Source organism: Rhodococcus sp. NCIMB 12038, from assembly GCF_002165735.1.
Lineage (GTDB): Bacteria > Actinomycetota > Actinomycetes > Mycobacteriales > Mycobacteriaceae > Rhodococcus_F.
In genome coordinates this window covers 138,662-163,230 of record NZ_NHML01000011.1, presented here as the reverse complement: position 1 = coordinate 163,230, position 24,569 = coordinate 138,662, and the positions used below count along the sequence as shown (strand labels likewise).

Here is a 24,569-nt window from a genome sequence, read left to right as displayed (position 1 = left end):
AATGCGATGTGATGGACGCTACAACGCATCGGCCCGTTGGGTCAACGCGTCTGGAGGGTGGTGATCGGAGAAGGTTTTGCCATCCGATGCGCTCAACAGGCCAGTAGTGACCATGCATGGCGTGTTGCGGCTGCGCCGCGCGGCGTACGTCGACCTCCGGAATCGGTGTGTTGACAGTCACGCGAGAACCGGATTAGCGTAATCGTACGTATACGGACTAATTTGGTTACGTTCCCGTCGAGGAGTTCTTATGCCCGATCCGTCACAGCTGTCGCCGACTGCCAGCGAGCGTCGCCGCGTCGCTGCCGCCAGCTTCATCGGCACCACCATCGAGTGGTACGACTACTTCATCTACGGCAGCGCTGCGGCGCTGGTGTTCGCACCACAGTTCTTCCCCACCGCCGATCCGTTGACCGGGACGCTGGCGGCATTCGCCACGTTCGCCGTCGGTTTCATCGCACGTCCCATCGGCGGGGTCGTCATGGGGCACTTCGGCGACCGTGTCGGGCGCAAGTCGATGCTGGTCTGGTCGATGATGCTGATGGGGGCGGCCACCGTGGCCATCGGTGTGCTGCCGAATTACGCCACGATCGGGATCGCAGCTCCGATCCTGCTGGTCGTCCTGCGCTTCATCCAGGGACTGGGGGTCGGCGGCGAATGGGGTGGGGCCGTCCTGATGGCCGTGGAGTTCGCCCCACGCAACCGCCGTGCGCTATACGGGGCGTTCCCACAGATGGGTCTTCCCGCCGGAATCATCGCGGCGAACCTGGTCTTCTTGTTCGTCAGCGCCACCGTCGCACCCGAGGCATTCGCCTCATGGGGGTGGCGGGTGCCGTTCCTGCTCAGCGCGGTGTTGATCTTCGCTGGTCTGGTGCTGCGATTGAAGATCGGTGAAAGCCCGGCGTTCGTGTCTGCCAAGGCAGAGCGGAACCTGTCCCGGAGCCCGATCGTGGAGGTCATCAGTCGGCATCGCAAGGCTCTGGTGCTCGCCTGCGCGGCGTCGATCGCCGCCCCCGCACTGGGCTACCTGGTGCTGGTCTACATGCTGTCCTACGGTGTCCAGGTTTTGAAGCTGCCGCGCGAGACCATGCTCTGGCTGATCGTGCTCGGCAGCGCGGTCTGGCTGATCATGATCGCGGTGGCCGCAGTAGCCGCCGACCGGATCGGCCGCAAACCGGTGTTCCTCGCCGGCGCTCTTCTGGTGACCGCGTGGGCATTCCCGTTCTTCCTGCTCGTCGACACCGCCTCACCGGCACTGATCCTGCTGGCATTCGCGGTCGGCACGGCGGGTATCGCCGGGATGGCCGGCCCACAGGCGACCTTGGTGGCAGCGCTGTTCCCGGCCGAAGTGCGCTACAGCGGAGCCTCCCTCGCCTACCAGGTCGGCTCCATTCTCGGCGGCGCCCTCGCCCCGATCATCGCGACGGCCCTGTACGCCGCGACTGGTACCTCGACGTTGATCGCCGCCTATATGGCCGTGCTGGGTGCGGTCAGTTTCCTGGCGCTGCTGTTCCTGCGCGAGAGCGCCACCGACGGCCTCGACGCGCCTTCCCGGCCCCGAACCCGCCCCGTGACCGAGGGTCCCCGACCCGCCATTGATGTAAGTGAGACGAGATGACAACCACACGCTATACCGCGGACAATCCCGAGCTGGACGCGTTCTACGCGGATATCGCCGCACATGATCTGCAACCGCTGTGGGAGATGCGGGGCCTGCTGACCAAGACACCCACGGTCGCCACCGTGCCGCACCGGTGGAGCTCCGGTGAGTTGTCCAAGCTCGCCGAACGATCCGGTGAGCTGGTACCGATCGACCGCGGAGGGGATCGACGGGTCCTGGCCCTGTCCAATCCGGGTCTCGACGGTGCGCCCTTCATCTCGGCGACCTTGTGGGCCGCGGTGCAGTTCCTCCAACCCGGCGAGCTGGCTCCGGCGCACCGGCATTCCCCGGCAGCTCTACGCTTCGTCCTCGACGGCGACGGGGTCTACACCGTTCTCGACGGCGATCCCGTGACCATGTCCCGAGGCGATCTGGTCCTCACCCCGGCCTGGTCGTTCCACGAGCACCACAACCCGGGCAGCAAGCCGATGATGTGGCTCGATGTCCTCGATCTGCCGATCGTCGCCGGACTCGATGCGGTCTTCTTCGAAGAGGGACCGAGCGAGGTCGCCGATCAGAGCGTCGCCCCACGGTCCCGGTCGGAGCGGCTCTACGGCCAAGGACCGGGGCTTGCCCCTGTCGGCGGCGATATCACCGAACACGCTTCGCCGCATTCCCCCCTGGTCGTCTACCGATGGGCCGATACCGATGCGGCGCTGTCGGCGATGCTCGAACTGACAGACACCGGTCACGCGCAACTACGCTTCCGCGATCCCACCCGTGATCGCGACGTCATGCCGACCTTGCGCTGCGAGATGCGCCGACTCCTCGCCGGCGCAAGCACACCGACCGATCGACAGACCGGCTCTCGAGTCTGTGCGGTTCTCAACGGCAGCGGGCGAGTAGACATCGGAGAGGCAAGCTTCACTCTCGCCGCCGGCGACATCTTCGTCGTCCCCTCGTGGGCCACCCACCGGGTGCACGCCGACCGAGACCTCGACATCTTCACCACCAGCGACGCGCCCGTCCTCGACGCGCTCTCGCTCTACCGCAGTGAGCAGGTCAATCCATCATGACAACAACCCATTTCGACACCCTGGTCATCGGCGGAGGTATCGGCGGGCTGGCGACCGCCCTCGCCCTCGCTCGCACCGGCCGCCCCGTGCAGCTTGTCGAACAAGCTCCGGCGTTCACCGAGATCGGGGCAGGTCTGCAGATCGGGCCCAACGCCACCCGGGCCCTCGACCGCCTCGGCCTGCTCCACGAACTCTCCGCGATCGCCGTACACCCGCGCAGCGCGATCGTGCACGACGCCTACACCGGGGACATTCTCACGACCTTGGACCTGGGGACACCGTTTCTCACCCGCTACGGTCACCCGTACCTGGTCGCTCACCGCAGCGATGTGCTGTCGATCCTGCTGCGCGCCTGCGAAGAGGAACCACTGGTCACCCTGGAGAACAACCGCACCGTCCAGGCGGTCACCGACACCGCGACCGGTGCGGTCGTCTCCTTCGGTGACGGCGACGAGTACACCGCCGACGTGGTGATCGGTGCCGACGGCATCAAGTCCCGGGTCCGGCAACTCCTCGACACCTCCGAACCGGTCTTCAGCGGACACATCGCGCACCGCGGAGCCATCGACATCGCCGAGGTCCGCACCGACGTCTCCACCGACGACGTCGTGTTGTGGATGGGCCCCGGGATCCATCTGATGCAGTACCCGGTGCGCCGCGGCGAACTCTACAACCAGGTCGCGGTGTACGAGAGTCCCCGCTACGCCCAAGGCGGTGACGACTGGGGCAGCCAAGACGAGTTCGACGAGATGTTCGCCCCGGCCTGTGAAGCCGTGCGCGACGCGGTCACCCAGATCGACACCAGTCGGGCCTGGCCGGTCTTCGACCGCGACCCCATCAGTACCTGGAGCACGCCTCACACCGTCCTGATCGGGGACGCCGCGCACGCGATGCTGCAGTACCTGGGACAGGGCGCCTGCCAAGCACTCGAAGACGCGCTGAGCCTGTCCCGGGCCCTGGCGGCCTTCCCGGGCGACGCGCCACGTGCGTTCAAGGCATACGAAGAACTGCGCGTCCCCGTCACCAACAGATGCCAGACCGTCGCCCGCCCGTGGGGTCGTACCTGGCACACCGATGATCCCGCCATGCTCGCGCTGCGCAACCGCGTCTTCCGCACGCGTGCCGCCGACGACTACTCCGAACTCGACTGGCTCTACGCCGAACGCCCCACCGACACCGAGCCGCTGCGCGCCTGACCGATCCGGCGACCGCATCGCCGCACCAACAGAAAGAACCCCATGAAGATCCTCAGCTACCGCACTGCCACCGGCCACGACTCCGTCGGAGCCCTGATCGCGGACGACACACTCGTCGACCTCGCACCGCTGACCGCCGGCACCGACGCCACCGGCCTGAGCCCGATTCGCCGACTACTGCACGCCACCGGGGGCCGTCTGCAGTTCCACGACAATGACCTGGCCGGCCTCGAGCGCATCGCCCTGGACTCGGTCGCGGTGTCCCCTCTCGTCGCCGACCCCACCAAAGTCATTGCCGCACCGGTCAACTACCGCGACCACCAGGCGGAAATGATGGAGGACTATCACATCGACTCCCTCGGAGTCTTCCTCAAGGCACCGTCGTCGGTCATCGGCCACGGCGACACCATCGAACTGCCCTACACCGACCGCCGATTCGACCAAGAGGGTGAACTCGCACTCGTCATCGGCCGCACCGCCGAAAACGTCTCCGCCGAGAATGCTCTCGACGTCGTCGCCGGCTACACCTGCCTACTCGACATCACCATGCGCGGCGGCGAAGACCGCTCCACCCGCAAGTCCTTCGACACCTTCACCCCGGTCGGCCCCTACCTGGTGACCCCGGACGAGGTCGGACCGCTCGAACAGCTACAGCTGCGCACCCGCGTCAACGACGTCCTCCGCCAAGATGCCGACATCAAGGACCTGATCTGGGGCGTTCCCGAATTGATCAGCTACGCCTCCTCGGTGATGACCCTGCATCCCGGCGATATCATCACCACCGGCACCCCCGCCGGAATCGGTCAGATCCACGACGGCGACACCGTGACCGTCACCATCGACCGGATCGGGACCCTGTCCGTGAACGTCAGGGCCACCGGCGCCGTTCCCTGCCCGACGAAGGGCGCCACCCGCGGCCCCAAACCCCCCGCCGACATCACCCCTGTCCGCAATCGGGTCGACACCGGATCCTGATATGGCCGGACCCCCGATGCATGCCGGTGGCCGGGCTGTATCGGGGGTACCGAACGAGCGGTGCTTTTCGTATCGGACCACCAATGATCTCCGCCCGAAAACAGGGAAATGTTGCTTCCATCACACCACGAACTTCGGCGGCAGTGGGACCAGCCACCGCCCTTCCGAAGTGAGAATCGAAGGAGAACGTGGGGCAATGGCACGCACGAAACCCTACAAGTGGATTGCCAGGGAAATCGAGAAGCTCGATCCGAAGACCGACTACGAGACGATCTGGAAGCTGTCGAGTATCTACTACATCAACGACTTCCTTGCCGACTACATCTACGCCATCACCTTCCCGAACTTCATCGTTCCGCAGCGAGGCGCCCAGGCGGTGCTGCGAGAGGGAACCGGCAAGGTCTACACCGATCCCAACCGCCGCATGGATGACACGACACGCCACATGCTGGTCTGGTGGGAGAACGGCCCGTCGGACATCAAGACCCAACGGTCCGTGCAGTCTCTGAACAACCTCCACAAGTATTACGCCCGCAAGTATCCCGGAAACTTCGGCTACAACGAGGATTACATCTACACCCTCTGCTATGAAGCCGCGCTGATGCACCGGTTGCGCCTGAAGCTGGGAATGAACGGCATCAGCGAGAAACAGCAGCAGGCAGCCTGGGAATTCTGGTCTCGGATGGCGAAGCTGTTCGTCAACGCCGACAGCGGCGCCGAACTGCACGGGTTCCCTGAGGACTTCGCGGGAATCAACGCCTTCATGGACGAGTACGAGGGGAAGAACTGGCCGGACAATCCCCTCGGAGCCGACGTCACCGAACGCATGTTGGGTCCGTTCGCCGAACGCTACTTCCCTCGACTACTGCACCCCTTGGCCCGTACGCTCGTCCTTGCGATGTACAACGACACCGTCCTGCGCGTACACAACATGCCCCGCCCGCGCCCGATCACCAGAAAGCTGGTACGGCTCGGCGTCCGATTCGGTCTGACCCTCAGTGAGAAGGTATTGCCCGATCCACAGGAGTCACTGCCGGAAATCCATCGCCGCAGGAAGGCGGTCGCGCGCAGCCTCGACCACCAGGCAGCCGTCTCGCCCCTCGGGGGCGGTGGCCAGTGCCCCCACCCGGCCGGCCAGGCAGTGGTGAGCGAACCGATCGAAGTCGTCGAAGCCCGCAAGGCCAATGCGACCGGCTGACAGAAAGCATCTCCAATGATCGACCCGCCACCGCCGACTTCACTCACGCACGGCCCCCTCGACCCCGAGGGTGTACCGCCGAGCGCCGCAGTGATATCGGCGGTGCGGGCACTGGCTCCGGCAACAACGACGTCCGACGCCCTGAAGTGCTCGGTCCTACCGGATTCCGAAATCGTCGACGCCTGCCAGGCTCTGCCGCCACAGGTAGTCGCCTGGGCGATCGAAGAATCGGCGCGCACCGTCGAGATGATCGAGGCCTTTTATCCCGGGGTTCCCGACCTGCCGGTGGACAGTATCGCCCGGGCGATCGAGAGCACCCTGCTGCAGATCTGCCGACTGCTGGTCGGGGGGACGGAACTGACACGCTTCACCGACGAGTATCGGGGGTTTTCCCGCGACGCCGCCCGCCGCGGAGTCCACGTCCGACTGATCGTGGATGCGATGCGAATCGTCCAACAACACTGGGTCAGCGTTTTTCTCGACGTCATCGGCGGTGTCCCGGCGTCACCGGACCTGCAACAGATCCTGACGATCACTTCCCGCGTCTTCGATGCGGTCGTCGACACGTTCATCACCGAGTACCTCGCCGAACGGGAACAACTTCTCGCCGGCCAACTCGCCTGGCGCCGCGCCACCGTACAGGGGCTGTGTGAGGGATCGAGCTCTGTCGACACCGGACTGGTTCAATCCCAGCTCGGCATCGATATCACCCGCTACCACTTGGCGCTCGTGCTGTGGTTTCCCGGTATAGCCGCCGGCTACGAACTCGAACGCGTTGCCAGACAGATAACGTCCATCTTTCCCGAGAACACCCTGCTCACGGTGCCCGTGGACGACGGGCAGATGTGGGCGTGGCTGAGCTTCCCCTGTGTCCCCACACCCGATACGGTCACGAACCTCGATGGTCTACGACCGTCGGTGCCCGGCGTCCGTGTCGCGTACGGGCCGGTCTGCGCCGGCGCCGAGGGTTTCCGACAATCCCATTGGCAGGCCCGAGATTCGGCCGCGGCAGCGCGAATTTCCCACACCAGCGACACCGTCACCAGCTGGGACACCACGGGGCTGGTGACCCTGTTGGGCAGTGACCTCGAACGCGCCCGATGGTTTGTCAGCGCCCGCCTCGGTCCCCTCGCGCGGTCCGACGCCGCGGCCGCGGAACAACGGTCGACGCTGCGCAGCTACATCGAGTCGAATCAGAGTCTCGTACACACCGCCACCGCCCAACATGTCCACCGCAACACGGTCGTCTACCGAATCCGGCGCATCGAAGACACTCTCGGACATCCCATTTCACAACGGCGAACCGAACTGTACTGCGCCTTGCTACTCGCCGACTATTTCGGCACCCACGTGCTGCTGCCCTGACAGCCAGGGCAGCTCGCGTACAACATCTACACCGAACTTTGGACTGCCGAGCCAATGACCACGGCTCGCACTGCCTCCATTGTTGTTTACATCACACCGTTTCCCCGGGTGAACCCCCCGCGATGTAGATCCCCTACGTCCTGAAGGAGCACAACACATGACGATCGATCACTCCTCCCTGTTCATCGGCGGCCAATGGGTTACACCGTCGAGCCCTCATCGGATCGAGGTGCGTTCGGCCAGTACCGAAGAGCGCATCGGTTCGGTCCCCGAAGGCGCCCCAGCAGACGTCGACGCGGCCGTCACCGCGGCCCGCAGCGCATTCGACGATCCGCACGGATGGTCCCGGTGGCCCGCCCACCGCCGCGCCGAGATCCTCGATCGTTTCGCCGACGAGTACGACAAGCGTGGCGAAGAAATCCTGTACGCGATCTCTCAGCAGAACGGCATGCCGATCGCTATCGCCAGGCAGCTCGAAGCAACCTTCCCGCCCACCCTGCTGCGGTATTACGCGAACCTGATCCGGAGCCAACCCGTCGAGGAGCTCCGTGAGGGACTGTTCGTGAAGTCGACGATCGTCCGCCGTCAACCGATCGGTGTTGTCGCCGCAATCATCCCGTGGAACGTGCCCCAGACGCTGACGATGACGAAACTCGCTCCGGCCCTGGCCGCCGGCTGCACCATCGTCATCAAGCCCTCCCCGGAGACCGTTCTCGATGCCTTTCTACTGGCCCGGGCCGCCGAAGCCGCCGGCATCCCGGACGGCGTGGTCAGTATCGTCCCCGGTGGCCGCGAACTCGGCGCCTACCTCGTCTCGCATCCCGGCATCGACAAGGTCGCCTTCACCGGGTCCACCGCCGGAGGACAAGCCGTCGCTCAGGCCTGCGCGGGACTCCTGCGTCCCGTCACCCTCGAACTCGGAGGCAAATCCGCGGCCGTCATCCTCGACGATGCCGACCTCGACCTGGGCAACGTAGGCCAGTCGCTGTTCGCCGCGACGCTCGCCAACAACGGCCAGGTCTGCTTCCTCGGCACGCGCGTCCTGGCACCTCGTTCCCGATACACCGAGGTCGTCGACACCTTCGCCGCCCTGATCGAAGGCGCACCGGTCGGCGACGCCCTCGATGAATCCACCCTGATCGGCCCCATGGCCAGCTCCATCCAACGGGATCGAGTCGCTCACTACATCGATCTCGGTTCCCGGGAGGGCGCGCGGGTCGTCGTCGGGGGAACGGGACGACCCGACGGTATCGACCGAGGGTGGTTCGTCAAGCCGACCTTGTTCGCCGACATCGACAACACCGCCACCGTATCCAGGGAGGAGATCTTCGGACCCGTGCTGTCGGTCATCGCCTACGACGGAGACGACGACGCAATCCGCATTGCCAACGACTCCGACTTCGGACTCGGCGGCAGTGTCTGGTCCACAGACAGCGACCGGGCACTGTCCGTGGCGTCCGGCATACAATCCGGAACCATCGGTATCAACGGCTACCTCCCCGAACCCACTGCACCATTCGGCGGGATCAAGGCAAGCGGTCTCGGACGCGAGTTCGGGCCCGAAGGGCTGGCCGCCTACCAACAACTCAAGTCGATTTACCAGTTCGCGTGAGATCACGCATCTTCTGAACAGGGACACGTGCTCCGCAGTTCGGAGCATGAGCCAAGTTCCCGATCTGAACATCACGTACCGATTCCAACCGGCCTGGACGACAGGAAGATCTGCGCGTCCGGTTCGGAGTACGGCCGACGGGAGTTCTGGCCCGCCCGAGCCTCTGCGTCAGAACTCGCAGATCGAAATACCTGGCCACGCACACCGGGGCTGAAACCCTCGGACCGAGATTCGCACACTTGCCGGCAGCCGATGGCACCGTGGACGGTTACCAGAGGGTGAGGGGAAGCCCGGCCGCTTCGGCGCACCGGATCCGTTCTTCGATGCTGTCGGTGTCGTCACTACGTGCGAGTCCGGTGCGGATGGCGGCGGCGACTGCGCGGATGCGGCCGGCGGGGCCCCGGACGTCGGCGAGCGGGCTGGAGAGATTGCGCCGACGCAGGTGGTACTCGGTGCGGTTGACGGCGTTCGTGCCCAGACGCATGTGGTGCGGGTTGACGCAGCCGGCGAAGTCACATTGGTGACACAGCACCGAATCGTCGGCCCCTGACCAGCCCAGCCGTGGAATGACGCCGTACTCGAGTTGATACGCGAACAAATGAGCGGGAACGGTGCCGCGGCGGGAGGGGCCGGGAAGGCTCGCCGCCGTGAACCCGCCGTAGCCGGTCGACGGCACTGTTGCGGCCCGCGGTCAGCAACCACGGCGGTCCTCAGAAGGTCTACCGCGAGCATCGGACCCTCGTCGGCGAACGCATTCACCCTGGCCATCGCCTCGGGAAACTCCGGATCGGCGGGTTCGGGCCCCTCACAGTCGTAAATCAGCAGCATGTACTGCACAGCTCCTCCAATCACCACTGTCACGATGTCTCGAAGAAATGACGAACGGACCGACCGGATCTCGACACGTCCAGGCGGACGGCCCTTCTTCGTCGTCGCGCCATTGTCCCAGGGAGTGGGTCGGCGCGCCCGCGGCTCAGTGTGCGAGCCGAAAAGAGCTGCAGCCGAATTCGTCCGGGATTCGAGGGCAGGACGCGAGCCGCCTCCGGACTCGAAGCTCGTTGTACGGCAACACCGAATGAACCACACACCGCCTTCTCCGCCGGTCGTGTCCGGTGGTGGTCGCGAACCTCCGGACCGCGGCCGGTCGGCGGAGGTACCGTGGTCAGCGGGGGTACGTGAGAAGGTGACGGTTCATGCCGCTCGGAGGCAGGGCTAACGTGGGGAATCTTCCCCACGAACTGACGAGTTTCGTCGGCCGTCGCCGTGAGATCGTCGAGGTTCGCCGACTGCTGTCGGTGTCGCGGCTCGTGACGTTGTCGGGTATCGGGGGCGTGGGAAAGACCAGGCTCGCGTTGCGGGTCGCCGCGGACTCCCTGCGCGCGTTCGACGACGGTGTGTGGTTGGTCGAGTTGGGGGAGGTTCAGGAGCCGGGTGCGGTCGTCGACGCGGTCCTGTCGGGGTTGGGGCTTCGCGAGGGCGGGGGCGTCGCACCCGAGGCATTGCTCGTCGAGTACCTCGCGGCCCGGAAGCTGCTGCTCGTACTGGACAACTGTGAGCATCTTGTCGAACCGGCCGCCGACCTCACCGGCTCCCTGCTCCGCGCGTGCCCGGAACTTCGGGTTCTCGCGACCAGCCGGGAACCGCTCGGCATCGGGGGAGAAGCGGTGTATCGGGTGCCGCCCCTGACCATGCCGGACCTGGACCGCCCGTCCCCGGCCGGAGGGGACATCGACCACTACGAGGCGATGAGCCTGTTCGCCGAACGCGCGGCGATGGTGGTCCCGGGCTTCGCGGTCACCGAGAACAATCAGGATGTGGTGGCGAGGATCTGTCGTCGACTGGACGGTCTGCCGCTCGCGATCGAGTTGGCGGCGGTGCGGCTGCGGGCGATGTCGGAGGATCAGATCCTGCGACGGCTGACGGACCGGTACGGGCTGCTGACAATGGGCAGTCGTGGTGCACCGGTTCGGCAGCAGACTTTGGCGTGGTGCATCGACTGGAGTCACGAGTTGTGTTCGCCCGCCGAGCGGGAGTTGTGGGGCCGGTTGGCGGTGTTCTCGGGCGGCTTCGCGCTCGACGCGGTCGAAGGCATCTGCGGCCACGTCAGGGGGGCGGATCAGGTGGTCGATGTGGTGGGGTCGTTGATCGACAAGTCGATCCTGATCCGGGAAGAGGCCGTCGGGGTGGTGCGGTTTCGGCTGCTCGAGACGTTGCGTGATTACGGTACGGAACGGTTGCAGGAGACCGGGGAGTTCGCATCGCTGTTGCGTCGGCACCGGGATTGGTACGAACAGCTGGTGCTGCGGGCGGAGTCCGAGTGGATCAGCTCGCGGCAGGTGGCCTGGCTGGAGCGTCTCGACGCCGAGCTGCCGAATATCCGTGCGGCGCTGCAGTTCTGCCTGACCGGTCCGGGTGAGGCGGGTGCGGGGCTGAGAATGGCAGCGGCGTTGTACCCGTACTGGCGGGTGCGGGGAAGGTTACGGGAGGGTATGCGGTGGCTCGCGCAGCTTCTGGCGGTTCACGGCGGCACGCCCGGTGTGGAGCCGATCAAGGCGTTGTATGTGCTCAGTGCGCTGTCCGGGCTCAATGGCGACCCGGATGCGTCGGCGCTCTATGCCGAGCGGGGAGCGGCGATGGCGGCGCAGGTCGGTGATCGTGTCGGCGAGGCGATGATGGCCGATGCCGCGGGTTGGCATGCGCTGTTCATCGGGGAGTCCGCGGCGGCGTGCGAGTACTTCGAATCCTCGCTTCCGGTGTTCCGGGAGGACGGCAACCTGCTGTATCTGATGTGGTCGCTGCTCGGTCTCGTGCTGGCCGGAGACGCGGCCGGAGACCGCACCCGGAGTGAGGATTGTCAGCGGGAGATCCTGGCGGTCACCGAGTCACGGGGCGAATCCGTGTACCGCGGATGGTCGCTGTGGGGTGCTGCGATGGGCGCCTGGCGGCGCGGCGAGGGCTCCCGTGCGAAGGATCTGGTCACGCGAGGGCTGCAGCTCGCACGGCTGGTGGACGACCGCATCAGCGCTTTGGGATGTATGGAGCTCCTCTCGTGGATTGCGGTGGATCAGGAGGCCTCGAGGCGCGCGGCCAGGTTGATGGGTGCCACCGAGGCCCTTGTTCACACGGTGGGGAGTCCGAGCGCCATTTTCCCGAGCGCACACCTCGAACATGCCCGGTTCGAGCAACAGGCACGCCTGGCGATCGGTGACCGCGCGTTCGAGGCGGAATTCCGGCAGGGCCTCGAAATGCGGTTCGACGACGCCGCAGCGTACGCCCTCGACGAGACCGGGCCTTCCGATACCGCAATCGAGCCGGGACCCACGAGCCTCACGCGGCGCGAACAACAAGTCGCAGAACTCGTCGCCGAGGGCCTGACGAACAAGGCGATCGCCGGCAGGCTCGTCATCTCGCAGCGCACCGCGCAGGGCCATGTGGAACACATCCTGTCCAAGCTGGGTTTCACCTCCCGCGCACAGATCGCGGCATGGAGCATCGCGCAGCGGCAGGGCGAGAATTTGTAATCGTAGTCTCGGCCTACTTCGTCGAGGCCAGTGAGCGCAGGAAGAACGCCAGGTTGGCGGGTCGTTCGGCGAGGCGGCGCATGAAGTAGCCGTACCACTGCTCGCCGTAGGGCAAGTAGACCCGCACATGCTGCTGCTCGTCGATGAGCCGCAGTTGTTCGGCGTCCCGGATGCCGTAGAGCATCTGGAGTTCGAAGTCGTCGACGCCGCGGCCCCCCGTCTCTGCGTACTGCAGTGCGGCGTCGATCATGGCCGGGTCGTGCGAGGCGACCATCGGGTAGCCCTGCCCGTTCATCAGGATCTGCAGGCAGCGCAGGTATGCCTCGTCGACCGCGGCCTTGCCCTGATAGGCGACCGAGGCCGGTTCCTTGTAGGCGCCCTTGCACAGCCGGATCCGTGATCCGGGCCCGGACAGGTCCCGGCAGTCGGCCTCGGTGCGCTTCAGGTACGCCTGCAGCACGGTGCCCAGCGACGGGAAGTCCTGCCGCAACTCGCGCACGATCGACAGCGTCGAGTCGGTGGTGGTGTGGTCCTCGGCGTCGACGGTGACCCATGCCCCGGCCTCCTCGGCGGCCGCGCAGATCTTGTGCGCGTTCTCGAGCGCCACCTTGTGCCCGTCCCGGGGGAGGAATTGACCCAGTGCGGACAGCTTGAGCGAGACCTCGATGTTGCGCGGCTCACCGGTGTTCGCAGCGGCGGGAGCGAGTCGCGCCAGCGAGGACAGCAACGTCAAGTAGTGCGAGACCGTGCTGTTCGCCTGCGCGAGGTCGGTGGTGTCCTCACCGAGGTAGTCGATGGTGATGAAGCGGCCGGAGCCGAGAATGCCGGTGGACGCGGTGACGGCCTGGTCCTCGGTTTCGCCGGCGACGAACCGGTCGACGAGGTTGCGGGTCACCGGGATCCTGGTGACGGTGCGTTCCATGCGCGGTGAGCGGGCGGCGGCGAGCAGCGCCGGCCGGAGCAGATCGGAGACGGCCATCAGTTGTCCTCGGTGGTGTCGGTGCCCTGGTGCGGGTAGCGGTGGTCGGTGGCGGGGACGAACGTTTCCTTGATGGTGCGGGCGGACGCCCAGCGCAGCAGGTTCTGCGGGGAACCGGCCTTGTCGTTGGTGCCGGACGCGCGGGCTCCGCCGAACGGTTGCTGTCCGACGACGGCGCCGGTGGGCTTGTCGTTGATGTAGAAGTTGCCGGCCGCGAACCGCAGGTCCTCGGTGGCCTTGGCGACGGCGGTGCGGTCGTCGGCGATGACCGCACCGGTCAGCGCGTACTTCGAGCCCTTGTCGACCAGGTCGAGCACGGTGTCGAAGGATCCGGCGGCCGAATCGTCGTAGACGTGCACCGCCAGGATCGGCCCGAAGTATTCGGTGCGGAACGCGTCGTCGGTGGGATCGTCACCGAGTAGGACGGTCGGGTCGACGAAGTAGCCGACGGAGTCGTCGACGTGGCCGCCGGCGGCGATGGTCAGGCCGGGGGTGGCCTTGGCGCGGGCGAGGGCGTCGGCGTTGCGGTCGAATGCCCGCTTGTCGATGACGGCGCCGCCGAAGTTCGAGAAGTCGGTGACGTCACCGTATTTCAGGTCGGACACCTTCTCGATGAAGTCGTTGCCCATCTTCGCCCACACCGACTTCGGGACGAACGCGCGGGAGGCGGCGGAGCACTTCTGGCCCTGGAAGTCGAAGGCGCCGCGGATCAGGGCGGTGGTCAGGGTGTCCGGGTTCGCGGAGCTGTGGGCGAGGACGAAATCCTTGCCGCCGGTCTCGCCGACCAGGCGGGGGTAGGAGTCGTAGTTCGCGATGTTGTTGCCGACCTGACGCCACAGGTGCTGGAACGTCGTGGTCGAGCCGGTGAAGTGGATGCCGGCCAGGCGACGGTCGGCGAGAACCACGTCGGAGACGGCGGCGCCGGGGCCGTTGACGAGGTTGATCACGCCGGGAGGCAGGCCGGCGGCCTCGAGCAGCTTCATCGTCCAGTACGCGGCCACGGCCTGCGTCTCGGAGGGCTTCCAGATCACCGTGTTGCCCATCAGTGCGGGGGCGGTGGGCAGGTTGCCTGCGATGGCGGTGAAGTTGAACGGGGTGATGGCGTAGACGAAGCCCTCCAGGGGGCGGTATTCGACCTTGTTCCACACACCGGGGGAGGAGATCGGCTGGTCGGCGAGGATCTGCCGGGCGAAATGAACGTTGAACCGCCAGAAGTCGATCAGCTCGCACGGGGTATCGATCTCGGCCTGGTACGCGGTCTTGGACTGACCCAGCATCGTTGCGGCGGCTAGGGTTTCGCGCCACGGTCCGGACAACAGGTCGGCTGCGCGCAGGAACACCGCGGCGCGGTCCTCGAACGACAGCGCCCGCCATGCCGGTGCCGCGGCGGCGGCCGCGGTGACCGCGTCCTGGATGTCCTGGGTGGCGGCGTTGGTGAAGGTGCCCAGCACCGCGGCGTGCCGGTGCGGCTGCACCACATCGATCGTCGGGCCGTTGCCGCGGCGGTGCTGCCCGCCGATCACGTTGTGGATCTCGGTGGGGTTCGACCCGAGTTCGGCGAGCTTGGCCTGCAGCCGTGCCCGCTCGGGGCTGCCGGGTGCGAAACTGCCGACCGGCTCGTTGACCGGCTGCGGAGTGGTGATGACGGCGTCCATGAAACCTCCTACGAGATGTGGCGGCGAGCACCGCCGCAACGAACTAGTCACAGTGAACACTGGGAGAGCCCCTGGTTGATGAGCCAGTCGAACAAATTGTCTCGCGTCGAGTTGTACGATTGGCCAAACCGATTTTCGATTTCCGAACTGGAGACATCCCCATGAGCCGCCGTGATCGACCCGTATTTCCGGTCTCCGAAAAGGCGCCGGACGAGGTCGAGATCATCACTCTGCGTGAGCTTCTCCGCTCTCTCGACACCGCGGTCGTCGAACTGGTGGAGGCCCCCGCCGGTGACGACGTCGTAATTGCGTCGGTCGCGCTCGTCGACGGCACCGATCTGGCCGCCGAGATCGAATCGCAATCTCCTCTGCCCGACCTGCTGCTGCACGTCGGGGTCGGCAAGGCCGAGGCGGTGCGCTGGTTCGATCGCGTCGCGCAGCGGCCACCCGGACAGCGACCGCGCGCAGTGATGTCAAAAACGGCGACCGAGTCGCGCGCACTTCAGACCGCGGCGCGCCGTGCGGGTGTCGCGCTGGTGGCCGTGCATCCGAGGGCCCGGTGGGACCACGTGTTCCCCTTGGTGCAGCGGATGCTGGACCGTTCCCGTCGGCGGCAGTCCGGTCTGGGAGACCAGGAACTGCTGGCCACCGACACCGACCTGTTCGGACTCGCCCAGATCGTGGCCCAGAACTCCGGCGGCATGGTGTCGATCGAGGACGCGCAGTCGCGCGTGCTGGCGTATTCGTCGTCCGACGAGTCGGCGGACGAGTTGCGGATGCTGTCGATTCTCGGCCGCGAGGGACCGCGGGACTATCTGCGCGTGCTGCAGAAATGGGGCGTGTTCGACCGGCTCCGCAAGAGCGACGAGGTCATCGACGTCCCGGCGCATCCGAAACTCGGTACGAAGAGGCGGCTGGTGGTCAGCATCCGGGAAACCACCGAAGGGGCGGGGGCGTCCCGGCTGCTCGGCTCGATCTGGGTGCAGCAGGGCGACACTCCACTGACGCCGGACGCGGCCGACGTGCTGCGGGGTGCGTCGGCGATTGCCGCACGGATCATCTCGCGCACCCTCAACGCCCCGTCCACGGAGGCGCTGCTGATCCAACGACTGTTCGGTGCGCGCGGGGGCGGAGTGGACGTCCCGTCGGTGGCCGGTGCGCTGAATCTGCCGGTGACCGGTCCGGCCGCCGTCGTCGGTTTCGCTCCGACCGCCACGGACGCGGCAGCGCCGATCGGCGACTTCGCGGAATCGGGCAGCATGCTGCGCCTGCACGCCAGTTCCTTCAGCCGAGACTCGGTGGTCACCATCATCGGCGACCGTGCGTATGTACTGCTGCCGCGCTACAAGTCGGCGAACACCGTCGCCGCCTGGACCCGGCAACTCGTCGACCAGTTCGAAACGAAGCGGTCGATCGTCCTCCGCGCGGCGATCGCCGTCCCGGTCACGGATCTCGGGCACGTCGCCGGCGCGCGGACCGAGGTCGATCGGGTCCTCGACGGCACCGCCGCCACCTTCCCGGAAGGGCGGGTGACCACCCTCGCCGAATCACGCACCGCAGTGTTGCTCGGCGAGATCCTCGACCTCGTCGATCAGCACCCCGAACTCCACGATCCACGATTGGATGCCCTGTTCGAGTACGACACCACACACGCGTCGAACCTCAGTGAGAGCGCCGAGAGCTACCTCGCGCACTACGGCGACGTCCGCAGCGCCGCGGCGGCGGTGCAGGTGCATCCGAACACGCTGCGGTACCGGATTCGCCGCGTCGAAGAGATCGTCGGGGTGAACCTACAGGATGCCTCCGACCGCCTTCTCCTCGAACTCCAACTCACCCTGCGCCGGCGCCGGAGGCGCTCCGCGCCTGCGCGTGGTTGACGAGTCCAGAGACTCGCTAACCACTCACGGGCCCGAAGGGCCTAGCTGGATTCGGTGGTCCGCTCCCCGGGTACGCGGGAAATCATGAATACACGACGAGCAACTCTGATCGCCGGAGTGTCCCTGACCGCGCTCGTGGCGGCCGGGTGCGGCAGCGACGACGCGTCGACGGATGCCACCGTCGAGACACCTCCGGTTTCCGCCGAAACGACGACCAGCGTGGCGGTCCCGCTTCCGGGCACGACAGGCGACGGCTTCCAACTTCCCGTGGAAGGTGCCAGTGAGGACAACGCCTTCACCTACGACGAGGTAGCTGTCCCGGTGGGTTCGTCCGTCCACGTCGAATCCGAGGGACAGGACGGCCGCACGACGGTGACGTTCACCGCGACCGGGCTCGCGCCGAACCGCGACTTCGGTGTGCACGCGCACACGCGTCCGTGCGGGCCGAAGCCTTCGGATTCGGGACCGCACTATCAGAACAATGTGGATCCCGCGGCGACCCCGGAAAAGCCGTCTTCGGATCCCGCATACGCGAACCCTCAGAACGAGATCTGGCTCGACGTCACCACCGACGCGAGCGGCAATGCGCAGGCGTCGACGACGGTCGACTGGGAGTTTCGCGAAGGCGAGGCCAATTCCGTAGTGCTCCACGCGCAGCACACCATGACCGGTCCTGGCCAGGCTGGGATGGCCGGTGATCGTCTGGCCTGCATCAATGAGGACTTCTGACGGCTCTGGCCGTCAGTGGCGACCGGCGGACTGCCTTCCGACGTGCGACGCCGAGGTCCGCGGCCCTCGTGGGCGTGGACCGGGGGAGACACCGAGCACGACGAGCGGGCGACGTTCTTCGTCCGGCAGTGCGTCGGCCCGCCACTTCTTCACCGCTCGATAGAGCCACTGGCCCACCTGTTCTCCGTCGGCGGTGACGTAGTTCGCGGGAACGAGTGCGTTGCCGTGCTCTTCGCGGTAGGCGGCGATGGCGGTGAGCATTCGCCGCCGCTTGCCGTCCGCCGCCGACACGGCCGGGAGCGGGACAGCGTCATCGCTCCACAGGAAGCCGATCGCGTCGAGTTGCTGGATGCGTTGCGGCGGCAGGGTGCCCAGCATCCGGGCCACGCGCTGACGGTCCTGCCAGCGTCCGAGTCGGAAACCGCAGTCGGTGACGTAATCGAAGGGCATCACGCTGCGCGGATGCTGATGCCGAAAGGCGCAGTAGAGTTGCAAGGCGGAGGCTGCGGACTGGTTATCTCGCATCGAGATCGCATCCTTGTGAGAGCCGTGAAACATTGTCCGGGTAGTCATTAGTTCAAGTATGTCAAACGGATTGACGATCTGTCACGGAAGTCGGCTCGTGTTGGGGTGCAATTGTGTGCGAATGACCGTCCCTGCGGTCCTTACACCGCCATCTCTCGTGCCTTCTGCGCCAATTCGCCGAGGCGGCGGGCCCGGGCGATCTCGGCCGGCGTGAACGGCTCGTCCGCCGACCGGACGAAGACGAGCTGTTCATCACCCGACGGAATCTCGACACTCGTCACGGCAGTGGGAACGTCGCTCACGCGCGCATCGACGTACTGGGCCCCGAGGAGTTCCGCGATCGACAGCGGAAGTTCGGACGGATCGGCCACCACCCGCGACGCCAACGTCAAGGCCTTGGTCTGGCCGTCGATCAGGGCGAGCGCCGATGCCGGCCAGACGCCGACACCGTGACCGCCGCCGGCGCGAACGGCATTCGACAGCGCCTCGGGCGACGTGTCGCGGCACGCCCCGACGATCAACTCGTCGAGTGAACCGCCCTCCAAGTGATGAACGTGCACGGTCAGGATGTTCGCGTCCAGCTCCGCGAGGTGGTGGGCCAGCGATTCCAGCTGACCCGGGCGATCGCTCACCCGGACGCGGATGCGCCAGAGCGACTGTCCGGTCGCGAGGTGGCCGTGCTTACCGTCCGCGGGACCGTGCAACCACCCGCCGAGGAGCCGCATCGCCGACGGCTCGACCACCCAGATCACCAACACGGTCGTGGTGACGGTGAGGACCGCGACTGTCATCAGATAGGAGGTGTGAAAATGAACGACCAAGGCATGGAGTAACAGCTCGACGGGAAACACGGCGCACAGCTTCGCCAGAGCCAGACGGACCCGGCGGGGATGCGGAAGCCGGCCGCACGCCTCGCACGCGTTGACATGAACTCCGGGTTCTCTCTCGGCATCGTTCATGCACCCACTGTGTCCCCGCCGTATTGCGAAGCCGTTTCCTCACACGGTCGGCGGTGTGACGGGTGATCGTGAAATACGTTGGCGTGCAGGCTGAATGTGGCACAGCAGACATGTGGTGCGGAAGGCATCGCGCGGTCGGTGTAAGCGGGGACATGTGCCAGGGAGCCGGTGTGCGCGAGGTAGTCGCCGCCCGCTACTCGACGTCGAAGTCGTTCGACGTCCCGGTGAACGGGGTGATCGTTCCCGCCGCGTCCCGGCTGTCGCCGTAGTGCTGCACCCGGTATTGCCCGGCGGGCGTTTCGTCCGGAATGTCCCACGTGATGCGCGCGACCGACCGGTGGGGTTCGGTGCGTGTCCAGTGGTACCTGGTCGACCAGTCGCCGTCGTCGGCGTGCCGTAGCCAGCGGTCGCCGCTCAGGCGCTGAATCTCGAGAAACGTTCCCCCACGGCGCGGGTTGTTGTGCGGGTGTCCGGTGACGAACTCGACGGTGACCTGTTGGCCCGGAGTAGTTTTCGAGGCCGGCTGGGTAAGGATATCGCCGAAGGCGTGGCCGGCGGGTGGCTCGTCGTGCTCGACACGAGGACCGAAATACGGCTGGAACTGCGACAGGTCGCGGGGTGCCGGGCCGCGCGGGACGTCGCCGACGGTGCGCAACGCGTCGGCGAGCGCCGCGAATCCCTGCTGGTACGCGGGCAGCGTGTACCGGCCGAAGAGGGTCGACCCACCTTCGTACTGCTGGGCGTCGTACTCCTGCGGGGTGGTGCAGTAACTCGCATACGAATTGGCGTAACCCTGGAAGATCACGTTCTCCAGTGGCACGCCGAGTCGGTCGGCGACGGTGCGGCGGATCCGCAACCCGGCCACGATCGTGAACTCCGCGGGACCGCCCACGACATACAACCCGCCGATGCGCAGGATCTGGATCTTCAGCACGTGCGGAACCCAGCCGTCCGGTGGCAGCAGGCCCACGGCCACCAGCACGAGTTTCGGGGCCTGCGCGTCCTGCAGCCACTGGGGGATCGGGGCATCCATCCCGCCGAGTGCGTCGACGAGCGGGTTGGTGGTGCCCTCGGGGAAGATCGGGATGGCCGGACCGTCCTCGGTGCTGCCGGCGCTCATGGCGGCACCGACGCAGGCGGGTGACGTCCGATATGTTCGGCCGTCGGGCGTGAACTCGCTGCCGACTTCCTGATTCGCCATGTCGAGGTACATGATTCGGCTGTCCACGCCGCCGGTGAGATTCTCGGACGCCGACGCCCACGCGGTGCGTGCGGCCTCGACCTGCCGCTGCCCGATGATGCGGGTGTTCTCGAATTCGTCGTCGGTGGGTCCGTGGCCGGGCCGGAGGTCGAGGTTGGGGGACATGTCGCCGGTGTTCGTCTGCGGGAACGCGGCGACGAACTGCGGTGTGCCGTCGAGATAGCGGACACCTTCGTGGTCGTGCTCCCAGAAGTAGGCGGCCGCGCCCTTGTTGTCACCCGAGATGAGGTGGTTCGTGTCGGTGAGCGACGCGCCGTGGGTCGGGAACCAGTTGATCGCGCCGACGTCCCTGCCGCCCTGCATGATTCGCAGCACCCGCATCGACGTGTCGATGCCGAGCGGGTAGTAGTCCCTGTCCTCGGCGGGGTTGCGGTCGAACGCGATTCGCGAGCGGTTGACGCTGGCGTCGGTGAGTTCGCTGCGACCGTACGACAGCGAACCGGGTGCGAGGGAATCGTGTGCGGCGGTGATCGCCTCGACGATGCCGCCGACCTCGGCGTCGAACACCTGAGGGTTGTGGCCGAGCACGGCGAGGTTGTACGCGTAGTCGTGGGACGCGCCGCCGCACGCCGCGTGGGAGTGGACGGCCGTGAGCATCACGTTGCGTTCGGTGTAGAGGTCGCCGTAGACCTGCGCGAGCCGGGTGAGCACGGCGTCGTGGACGGACTGGAAGATCATGCAGACGTCGGCGCACACGTACACCACGCGCTGCGTCCCGCCGGATTCGGCGAACACGAATGCCCGGGCGCGGGTTCGCTGATGCAGGCCCTCCGCGCGTTGCTCGAAGCTGGAGTAGCCCATCATTCCGACCTCGGCGACCGGCCCGGTGGCGTCGGAAATGCCGACGCCGACCAGGAATTCGCCGGCGTCGTCGGTGCCGGGATCCGCGGCGGCCCGGCCGGAACCGAGCGTCGCGACCGCCGGAGTCAGGGCTGCGCCCACGAGCACGCTGCGTCGTTTGATCTGCACTACCGATCGTCCTTTCGGCGGCAGCCCCCGGGGCACCACGAATTGGTCAAGCGTCCAGAACCGGTATTGGACCGCAGTTCGGTGATCGGCGCAACCCCACCCGCAGGTGAGTGGCAAAGCGTCCCCGGCACACTTTGCCACTCACCTGCGGGTCAGACGGGCTGGGCGTCCCCGAACGTCATCCTCAACTCGGGAATTGACGACGTGACGAGCGCCCGCTTCGGCAGTCCCAGCGACCGCAGTTCGTCGGCGATCGGATGGCTCCCCAGTTTCAGTTCCGCGCCTCCCGGCCGGGAGCGGACGCCGGTCGGGCTCATGTCCCAGGTGGTGAATCGGGTCAGTCCGTCGAGGTGTGAATAGGCGGCGAGCGACGTACTCGCGCCCGAGCCCGGCACGGGAATGCCCTGTTTGACACTCAACTGGGCGATCAGCCGACCGCCCTGACTCACCGACCCGCGTTTGACGGACCCGGAATGGTCGACGTCGAAATGGGCGAGGACCTTCGGGAAGCCCCAGATGCCGCGGCCGGCGGCCAGGGTGAAGTCGCCGTCGACCGGCAGGTGGTGGATCAGCGCGCCTGCCCGGCCCTGGGCCAGCGCCTTCAGGTCCTGCGGGACCGACGTCCCGGCGGCCCGGTGGTCGCGGACGAGGAATGACACCCCGAATTCGTTGTACGGCCCGAGGTCGCCGTCCACGTAGTCGACGAACACCAGCACGCACACACCGCGCCCCGGCCGGAACTGCAGGATCTCGAGTCCGGTGTAGTCGATCAGTGACTGGGCGGCCGCGGTCGGCACCGAATACATCGCCGTGAACGCCGACGCCGCCCGGATCTCCACGGGCATGGCGACCTGCTTGCCCAGAACCTCGTGCGACGTCACGGCGCGACCACCCCGCGCAGGCCGTCGGCGCCGAACATGGGCTCGAACATCGACCCGAAGTCGGGGCCGCGCCGCAGCATCTGTCCGCCGTCGACGTTGATGATCTGGCCCGTGATCCAGGTGGAGTCGGGGCCGAGGAGGAACTTGGCGAGCGCGGCGATGTCGGTGACCTCGCCGACCCGTGAGATCGGTGTGTTGGCAAGGTAGTCGTCCAGGACGGGTCCGCCGTCGGTGATGAGTGCGACGAGGTCGGTGCGGGTCAGTCCGGGGCGGATGCAGTTGACGCGGACGTTGCTGGCCCCGAGTTCGTCGGCGGCGAGTCGCGTCAGGTTGTCGACGCCCGCCTTCGACGGGCCGTAGGCGCCGAACCAGCGATGGGTGTTGCTGCTCGCGATCGAGGAGATGGTGACGATGGAACCGCCGCCCCCGGCGACCAGCGCGCGGGCGGCGTGCTTGATCGTCAGCATCGTGCCGGTGACGTTGAGGTCGACGGTTCGACGCCAGGCGTCGACGTCGAGTTGGGTCACGGGCCCCACCGTCTCGTTGCCGCCTGCGCAGGTGACGACGCCGTCGAGTTGCCCGGTGCGTTCGCTCGCCTTCGCGACCGCGCGGACGACGTCGTCCTCGTTGGTGACGTCGGCGGTCACCGTGTCGACCGTCCCCGCGGGGTTGTCGGCGCTGATCTGCTCCGCCGCGCGTGCCAGTTTCTCCTCGTTCCGACCGCAGATCGTGACGTGGACCCCCTCGGCGACCAGTGCGGTGGCGATGCCCAGTCCGATGCCACTGCCGCCGCCGGTGACGAGTACGGACATCTTCGCGAGCCCGCTGCTGCCGTCGTTGGTAACCACGCGCACCTCCAGGTAATAGAACTCGTGTCAATTATCGAGCCGGGGATCTGTGAAAACTGCCGCTATACCACTGCGTCATAGTAGGAACACGTTCTATTATCGGGGCACGAACGGCGGGATTCAATGCGGAGGAGCGTCTCGATGACGGACAGGCCGGAATTCGATCTCATCGACGGACGCTTCTACTCGGGCGAACTCGGTGACCCGCGGCAGGCATACGCCTGGATGCGCGCCCACGAACCGGTGTACCGGGCCGACGGCATCCTCGGCGCCGCGTCGTATGAGGCCGTCCTGGCCGCCGAACGCGATCCGGAGTTGTTCTCGAACGCGGGCGGAATCCGGCCAGGCGTGGGTCCGCTGCCCCAGATGATCGACATGGACGACCCCCAGCACCTGCAGCATCGCCGACTCGTCAACGCCGGCTTCACTCGCAAACAGGTAGAGGCGAAGGTCGGCCGGATCCGCGAGATCTGCGACCACCTCATCGACGCCGCGTGCGACAAGGACGAAGTCGATTTCGTGCGCGATCTGGCGGCGCCGCTCCCCATGGCCGTCGTCGGCGACATGCTCGGCGTGCGCCCCCAGGAACGCGACCTGTTTCTGCAGTGGTCCGACGACCTGATGAACGCGCTCGGCAGCAACGCCACCCCGGAAGGACTGCAGGCGCAGGCCAACGCCTACCTGGCGTTCAACGAGTTCACCCTCCGCACCATCGAGGAACGGCGGCAGAACCCGACCGACGACCTCACCAGCATCCTCGTGCACAGCGAAATCGACGGGCACCGGCTGAGCGACGCGGACATCGTCGGCGAAACCCTGCTGATCCTCATCGGCGGCGACGAGACCACCCGGCACGTCCTGAGCGGCGGCATGGAACAACTGCTGCGCCACCCCGAACAGCAGGCACGCCTCGTGAACGACCCCGGCGGCATCCCCACGGCGGTCGAGGAGATGCTGCGCTGGTCGTCGCCGATCAAGAACATGTGCCGCACCGTCACCCGCGACGTCGACTTCTTCGGAACCGCCCTCCGCGAAGGCGAGAAGATGATGCTGCTGTTCGAATCCGCCAACTTCGACGAGGCAGTATTCGAGAACCCCGAGGTGTTCGACACCGAACGGTCCCCGAACCCGCACGTCGCGTTCGGTTTCGGCACCCACTTCTGCCTCGGTAACCAACTCGCCCGGCTCGAAGCGAAGATCATGTTCGAACAACTGCTGTCGCGGCTGCCCGACATGATGCTCGTCGACGACACCCCGCTGCGGCGTCGTCCCGCCAACTTCGTGTCCGGGCTCGAGGAGATGCCGGTGAAGGTGTAGGCCCTTCGGGCTCGTGCGCCTTTTTG

At 66.6% G+C, this 24,569-nt stretch carries 18 protein-coding genes and 1 pseudogene; 11 read left to right on the top strand and 8 right to left on the bottom strand.

From position 1 onward, the window contains the following. Positions 1-250: 250 nt before the first annotated feature. From CA951_RS18520 to CA951_RS18490, 7 genes are all read left to right on the top strand, one after another. The gene (locus CA951_RS18520; protein ID WP_087558232.1) at positions 251-1,618 is read left to right on the top strand and encodes an MFS transporter; all 1,368 of its coding nucleotides are present in this window, start codon (positions 251-253) and stop codon (positions 1,616-1,618) included. After that, positions 1,615-2,676, top strand: a complete 1,062-nt coding sequence (locus CA951_RS18515; protein ID WP_087558231.1) for a cupin domain-containing protein — start codon at positions 1,615-1,617, stop codon at positions 2,674-2,676. The genes CA951_RS18520 and CA951_RS18515 overlap by 4 nt, the downstream gene beginning before the upstream one ends. After that, a complete protein-coding gene (locus tag CA951_RS18510; RefSeq protein ID WP_087558230.1) occupies positions 2,673-3,872 on the top strand; it encodes an FAD-dependent monooxygenase in 1,200 nt (399 codons plus the stop codon). Before CA951_RS18515 ends, CA951_RS18510 begins: the two co-directional genes overlap by 4 nt. Positions 3,873-3,914: 42 nt before the next feature. Further along, positions 3,915-4,847, top strand: coding sequence for a fumarylacetoacetate hydrolase family protein (locus CA951_RS18505; protein ID WP_087558229.1), 933 nt, complete (start codon positions 3,915-3,917; stop codon positions 4,845-4,847). A gap of 1 nt (position 4,848) precedes the next feature. Further along, positions 4,849-6,045, top strand: a complete 1,197-nt coding sequence (locus tag CA951_RS18500) for an oxygenase MpaB family protein (RefSeq protein ID WP_087558228.1) — start codon at positions 4,849-4,851, stop codon at positions 6,043-6,045. Between the two features lie 15 nt (positions 6,046-6,060). Further along, the gene (locus CA951_RS18495) at positions 6,061-7,410 is read left to right on the top strand and encodes a CdaR family transcriptional regulator (protein ID WP_087558227.1); all 1,350 of its coding nucleotides are present in this window, start codon (positions 6,061-6,063) and stop codon (positions 7,408-7,410) included. 157 nt (positions 7,411-7,567) lie between these two features. Continuing rightward, a complete protein-coding gene (locus CA951_RS18490) occupies positions 7,568-9,022 on the top strand; it encodes an aldehyde dehydrogenase (RefSeq protein ID WP_087558226.1) in 1,455 nt (484 codons plus the stop codon). A 268-nt stretch (positions 9,023-9,290) separates the two neighbouring features. On the opposite strand, the pseudogene CA951_RS44320 reads toward CA951_RS18490, so the two are convergent. Further along, positions 9,291-9,701: pseudogene (locus CA951_RS44320) on the bottom strand (hypothetical protein); the annotation flags it as partial. A 514-nt stretch (positions 9,702-10,215) separates the two neighbouring features. Between CA951_RS44320 and CA951_RS18475 the strand changes: the two are divergent. Further along, positions 10,216-12,543 (top strand): LuxR C-terminal-related transcriptional regulator, encoded by a 2,328-nt coding sequence (locus CA951_RS18475; RefSeq protein WP_087558225.1) that lies wholly within the window; start codon positions 10,216-10,218, stop codon positions 12,541-12,543. A 13-nt stretch (positions 12,544-12,556) separates the two neighbouring features. Here CA951_RS18475 and CA951_RS18470 read toward each other — a convergent pair whose 3' ends face one another. Both CA951_RS18470 and pruA read right to left on the bottom strand, forming a co-directional pair. Further along, positions 12,557-13,522 (bottom strand): proline dehydrogenase family protein, encoded by a 966-nt coding sequence (locus CA951_RS18470; protein ID WP_087558224.1) that lies wholly within the window; start codon positions 13,520-13,522, stop codon positions 12,557-12,559. Continuing rightward, a complete protein-coding gene (pruA, locus tag CA951_RS18465; RefSeq protein WP_087558223.1) occupies positions 13,522-15,177 on the bottom strand; it encodes an L-glutamate gamma-semialdehyde dehydrogenase in 1,656 nt (551 codons plus the stop codon). Before pruA ends, CA951_RS18470 begins: the two co-directional genes overlap by 1 nt. A 161-nt stretch (positions 15,178-15,338) precedes the next feature. Between pruA and CA951_RS18460 the strand changes: the two genes are divergently transcribed. Next, positions 15,339-17,054: a CdaR family transcriptional regulator gene (locus CA951_RS18460; RefSeq protein ID WP_087558222.1), complete on the top strand. Its 1,716-nt coding sequence runs from the start codon at positions 15,339-15,341 to the stop codon at positions 17,052-17,054. Positions 17,055-17,138: 84 nt separating this feature from the next. After that, positions 17,139-17,783, top strand: coding sequence for a superoxide dismutase family protein (locus CA951_RS18455; RefSeq protein WP_087558221.1), 645 nt, complete (start codon positions 17,139-17,141; stop codon positions 17,781-17,783). Between the two features lie 12 nt (positions 17,784-17,795). Here the strand turns inward: CA951_RS18455 and CA951_RS18450 are convergent, their stop codons facing one another. From CA951_RS18450 to CA951_RS18430, 5 genes are all read right to left on the bottom strand, one after another. Then, entirely contained in the window at positions 17,796-18,308 is a 513-nt protein-coding gene (locus CA951_RS18450) for a helicase associated domain-containing protein (protein WP_087558220.1), read from the bottom strand. A gap of 140 nt (positions 18,309-18,448) precedes the next feature. Beyond that, a complete protein-coding gene (locus CA951_RS18445; RefSeq protein ID WP_087558219.1) occupies positions 18,449-19,267 on the bottom strand; it encodes an amino acid-binding protein in 819 nt (272 codons plus the stop codon). A 193-nt stretch (positions 19,268-19,460) separates the two neighbouring features. Then, on the bottom strand, positions 19,461-21,497 hold the full coding sequence (locus tag CA951_RS18440) for a neutral/alkaline ceramidase (RefSeq protein WP_087558218.1): 2,037 nt from the start codon (positions 21,495-21,497) through the stop codon (positions 19,461-19,463). Between the two features lie 152 nt (positions 21,498-21,649). After that, on the bottom strand, positions 21,650-22,378 hold the full coding sequence (locus CA951_RS18435) for an acetoacetate decarboxylase family protein (RefSeq protein ID WP_087558217.1): 729 nt from the start codon (positions 22,376-22,378) through the stop codon (positions 21,650-21,652). Next, positions 22,375-23,190 (bottom strand): SDR family oxidoreductase, encoded by an 816-nt coding sequence (locus tag CA951_RS18430; protein ID WP_373413957.1) that lies wholly within the window; start codon positions 23,188-23,190, stop codon positions 22,375-22,377. Before CA951_RS18430 ends, CA951_RS18435 begins: the two co-directional genes overlap by 4 nt. 177 nt (positions 23,191-23,367) lie before the next feature. Here CA951_RS18430 and CA951_RS18425 point away from each other — a divergent pair, with 177 nt between their 5' ends. Then, complete coding sequence (locus tag CA951_RS18425) at positions 23,368-24,543, top strand: cytochrome P450 (protein WP_087558215.1); 1,176 nt, start codon at positions 23,368-23,370, stop codon at positions 24,541-24,543. The last annotated feature ends 26 nt before the right edge of the window (positions 24,544-24,569 follow it).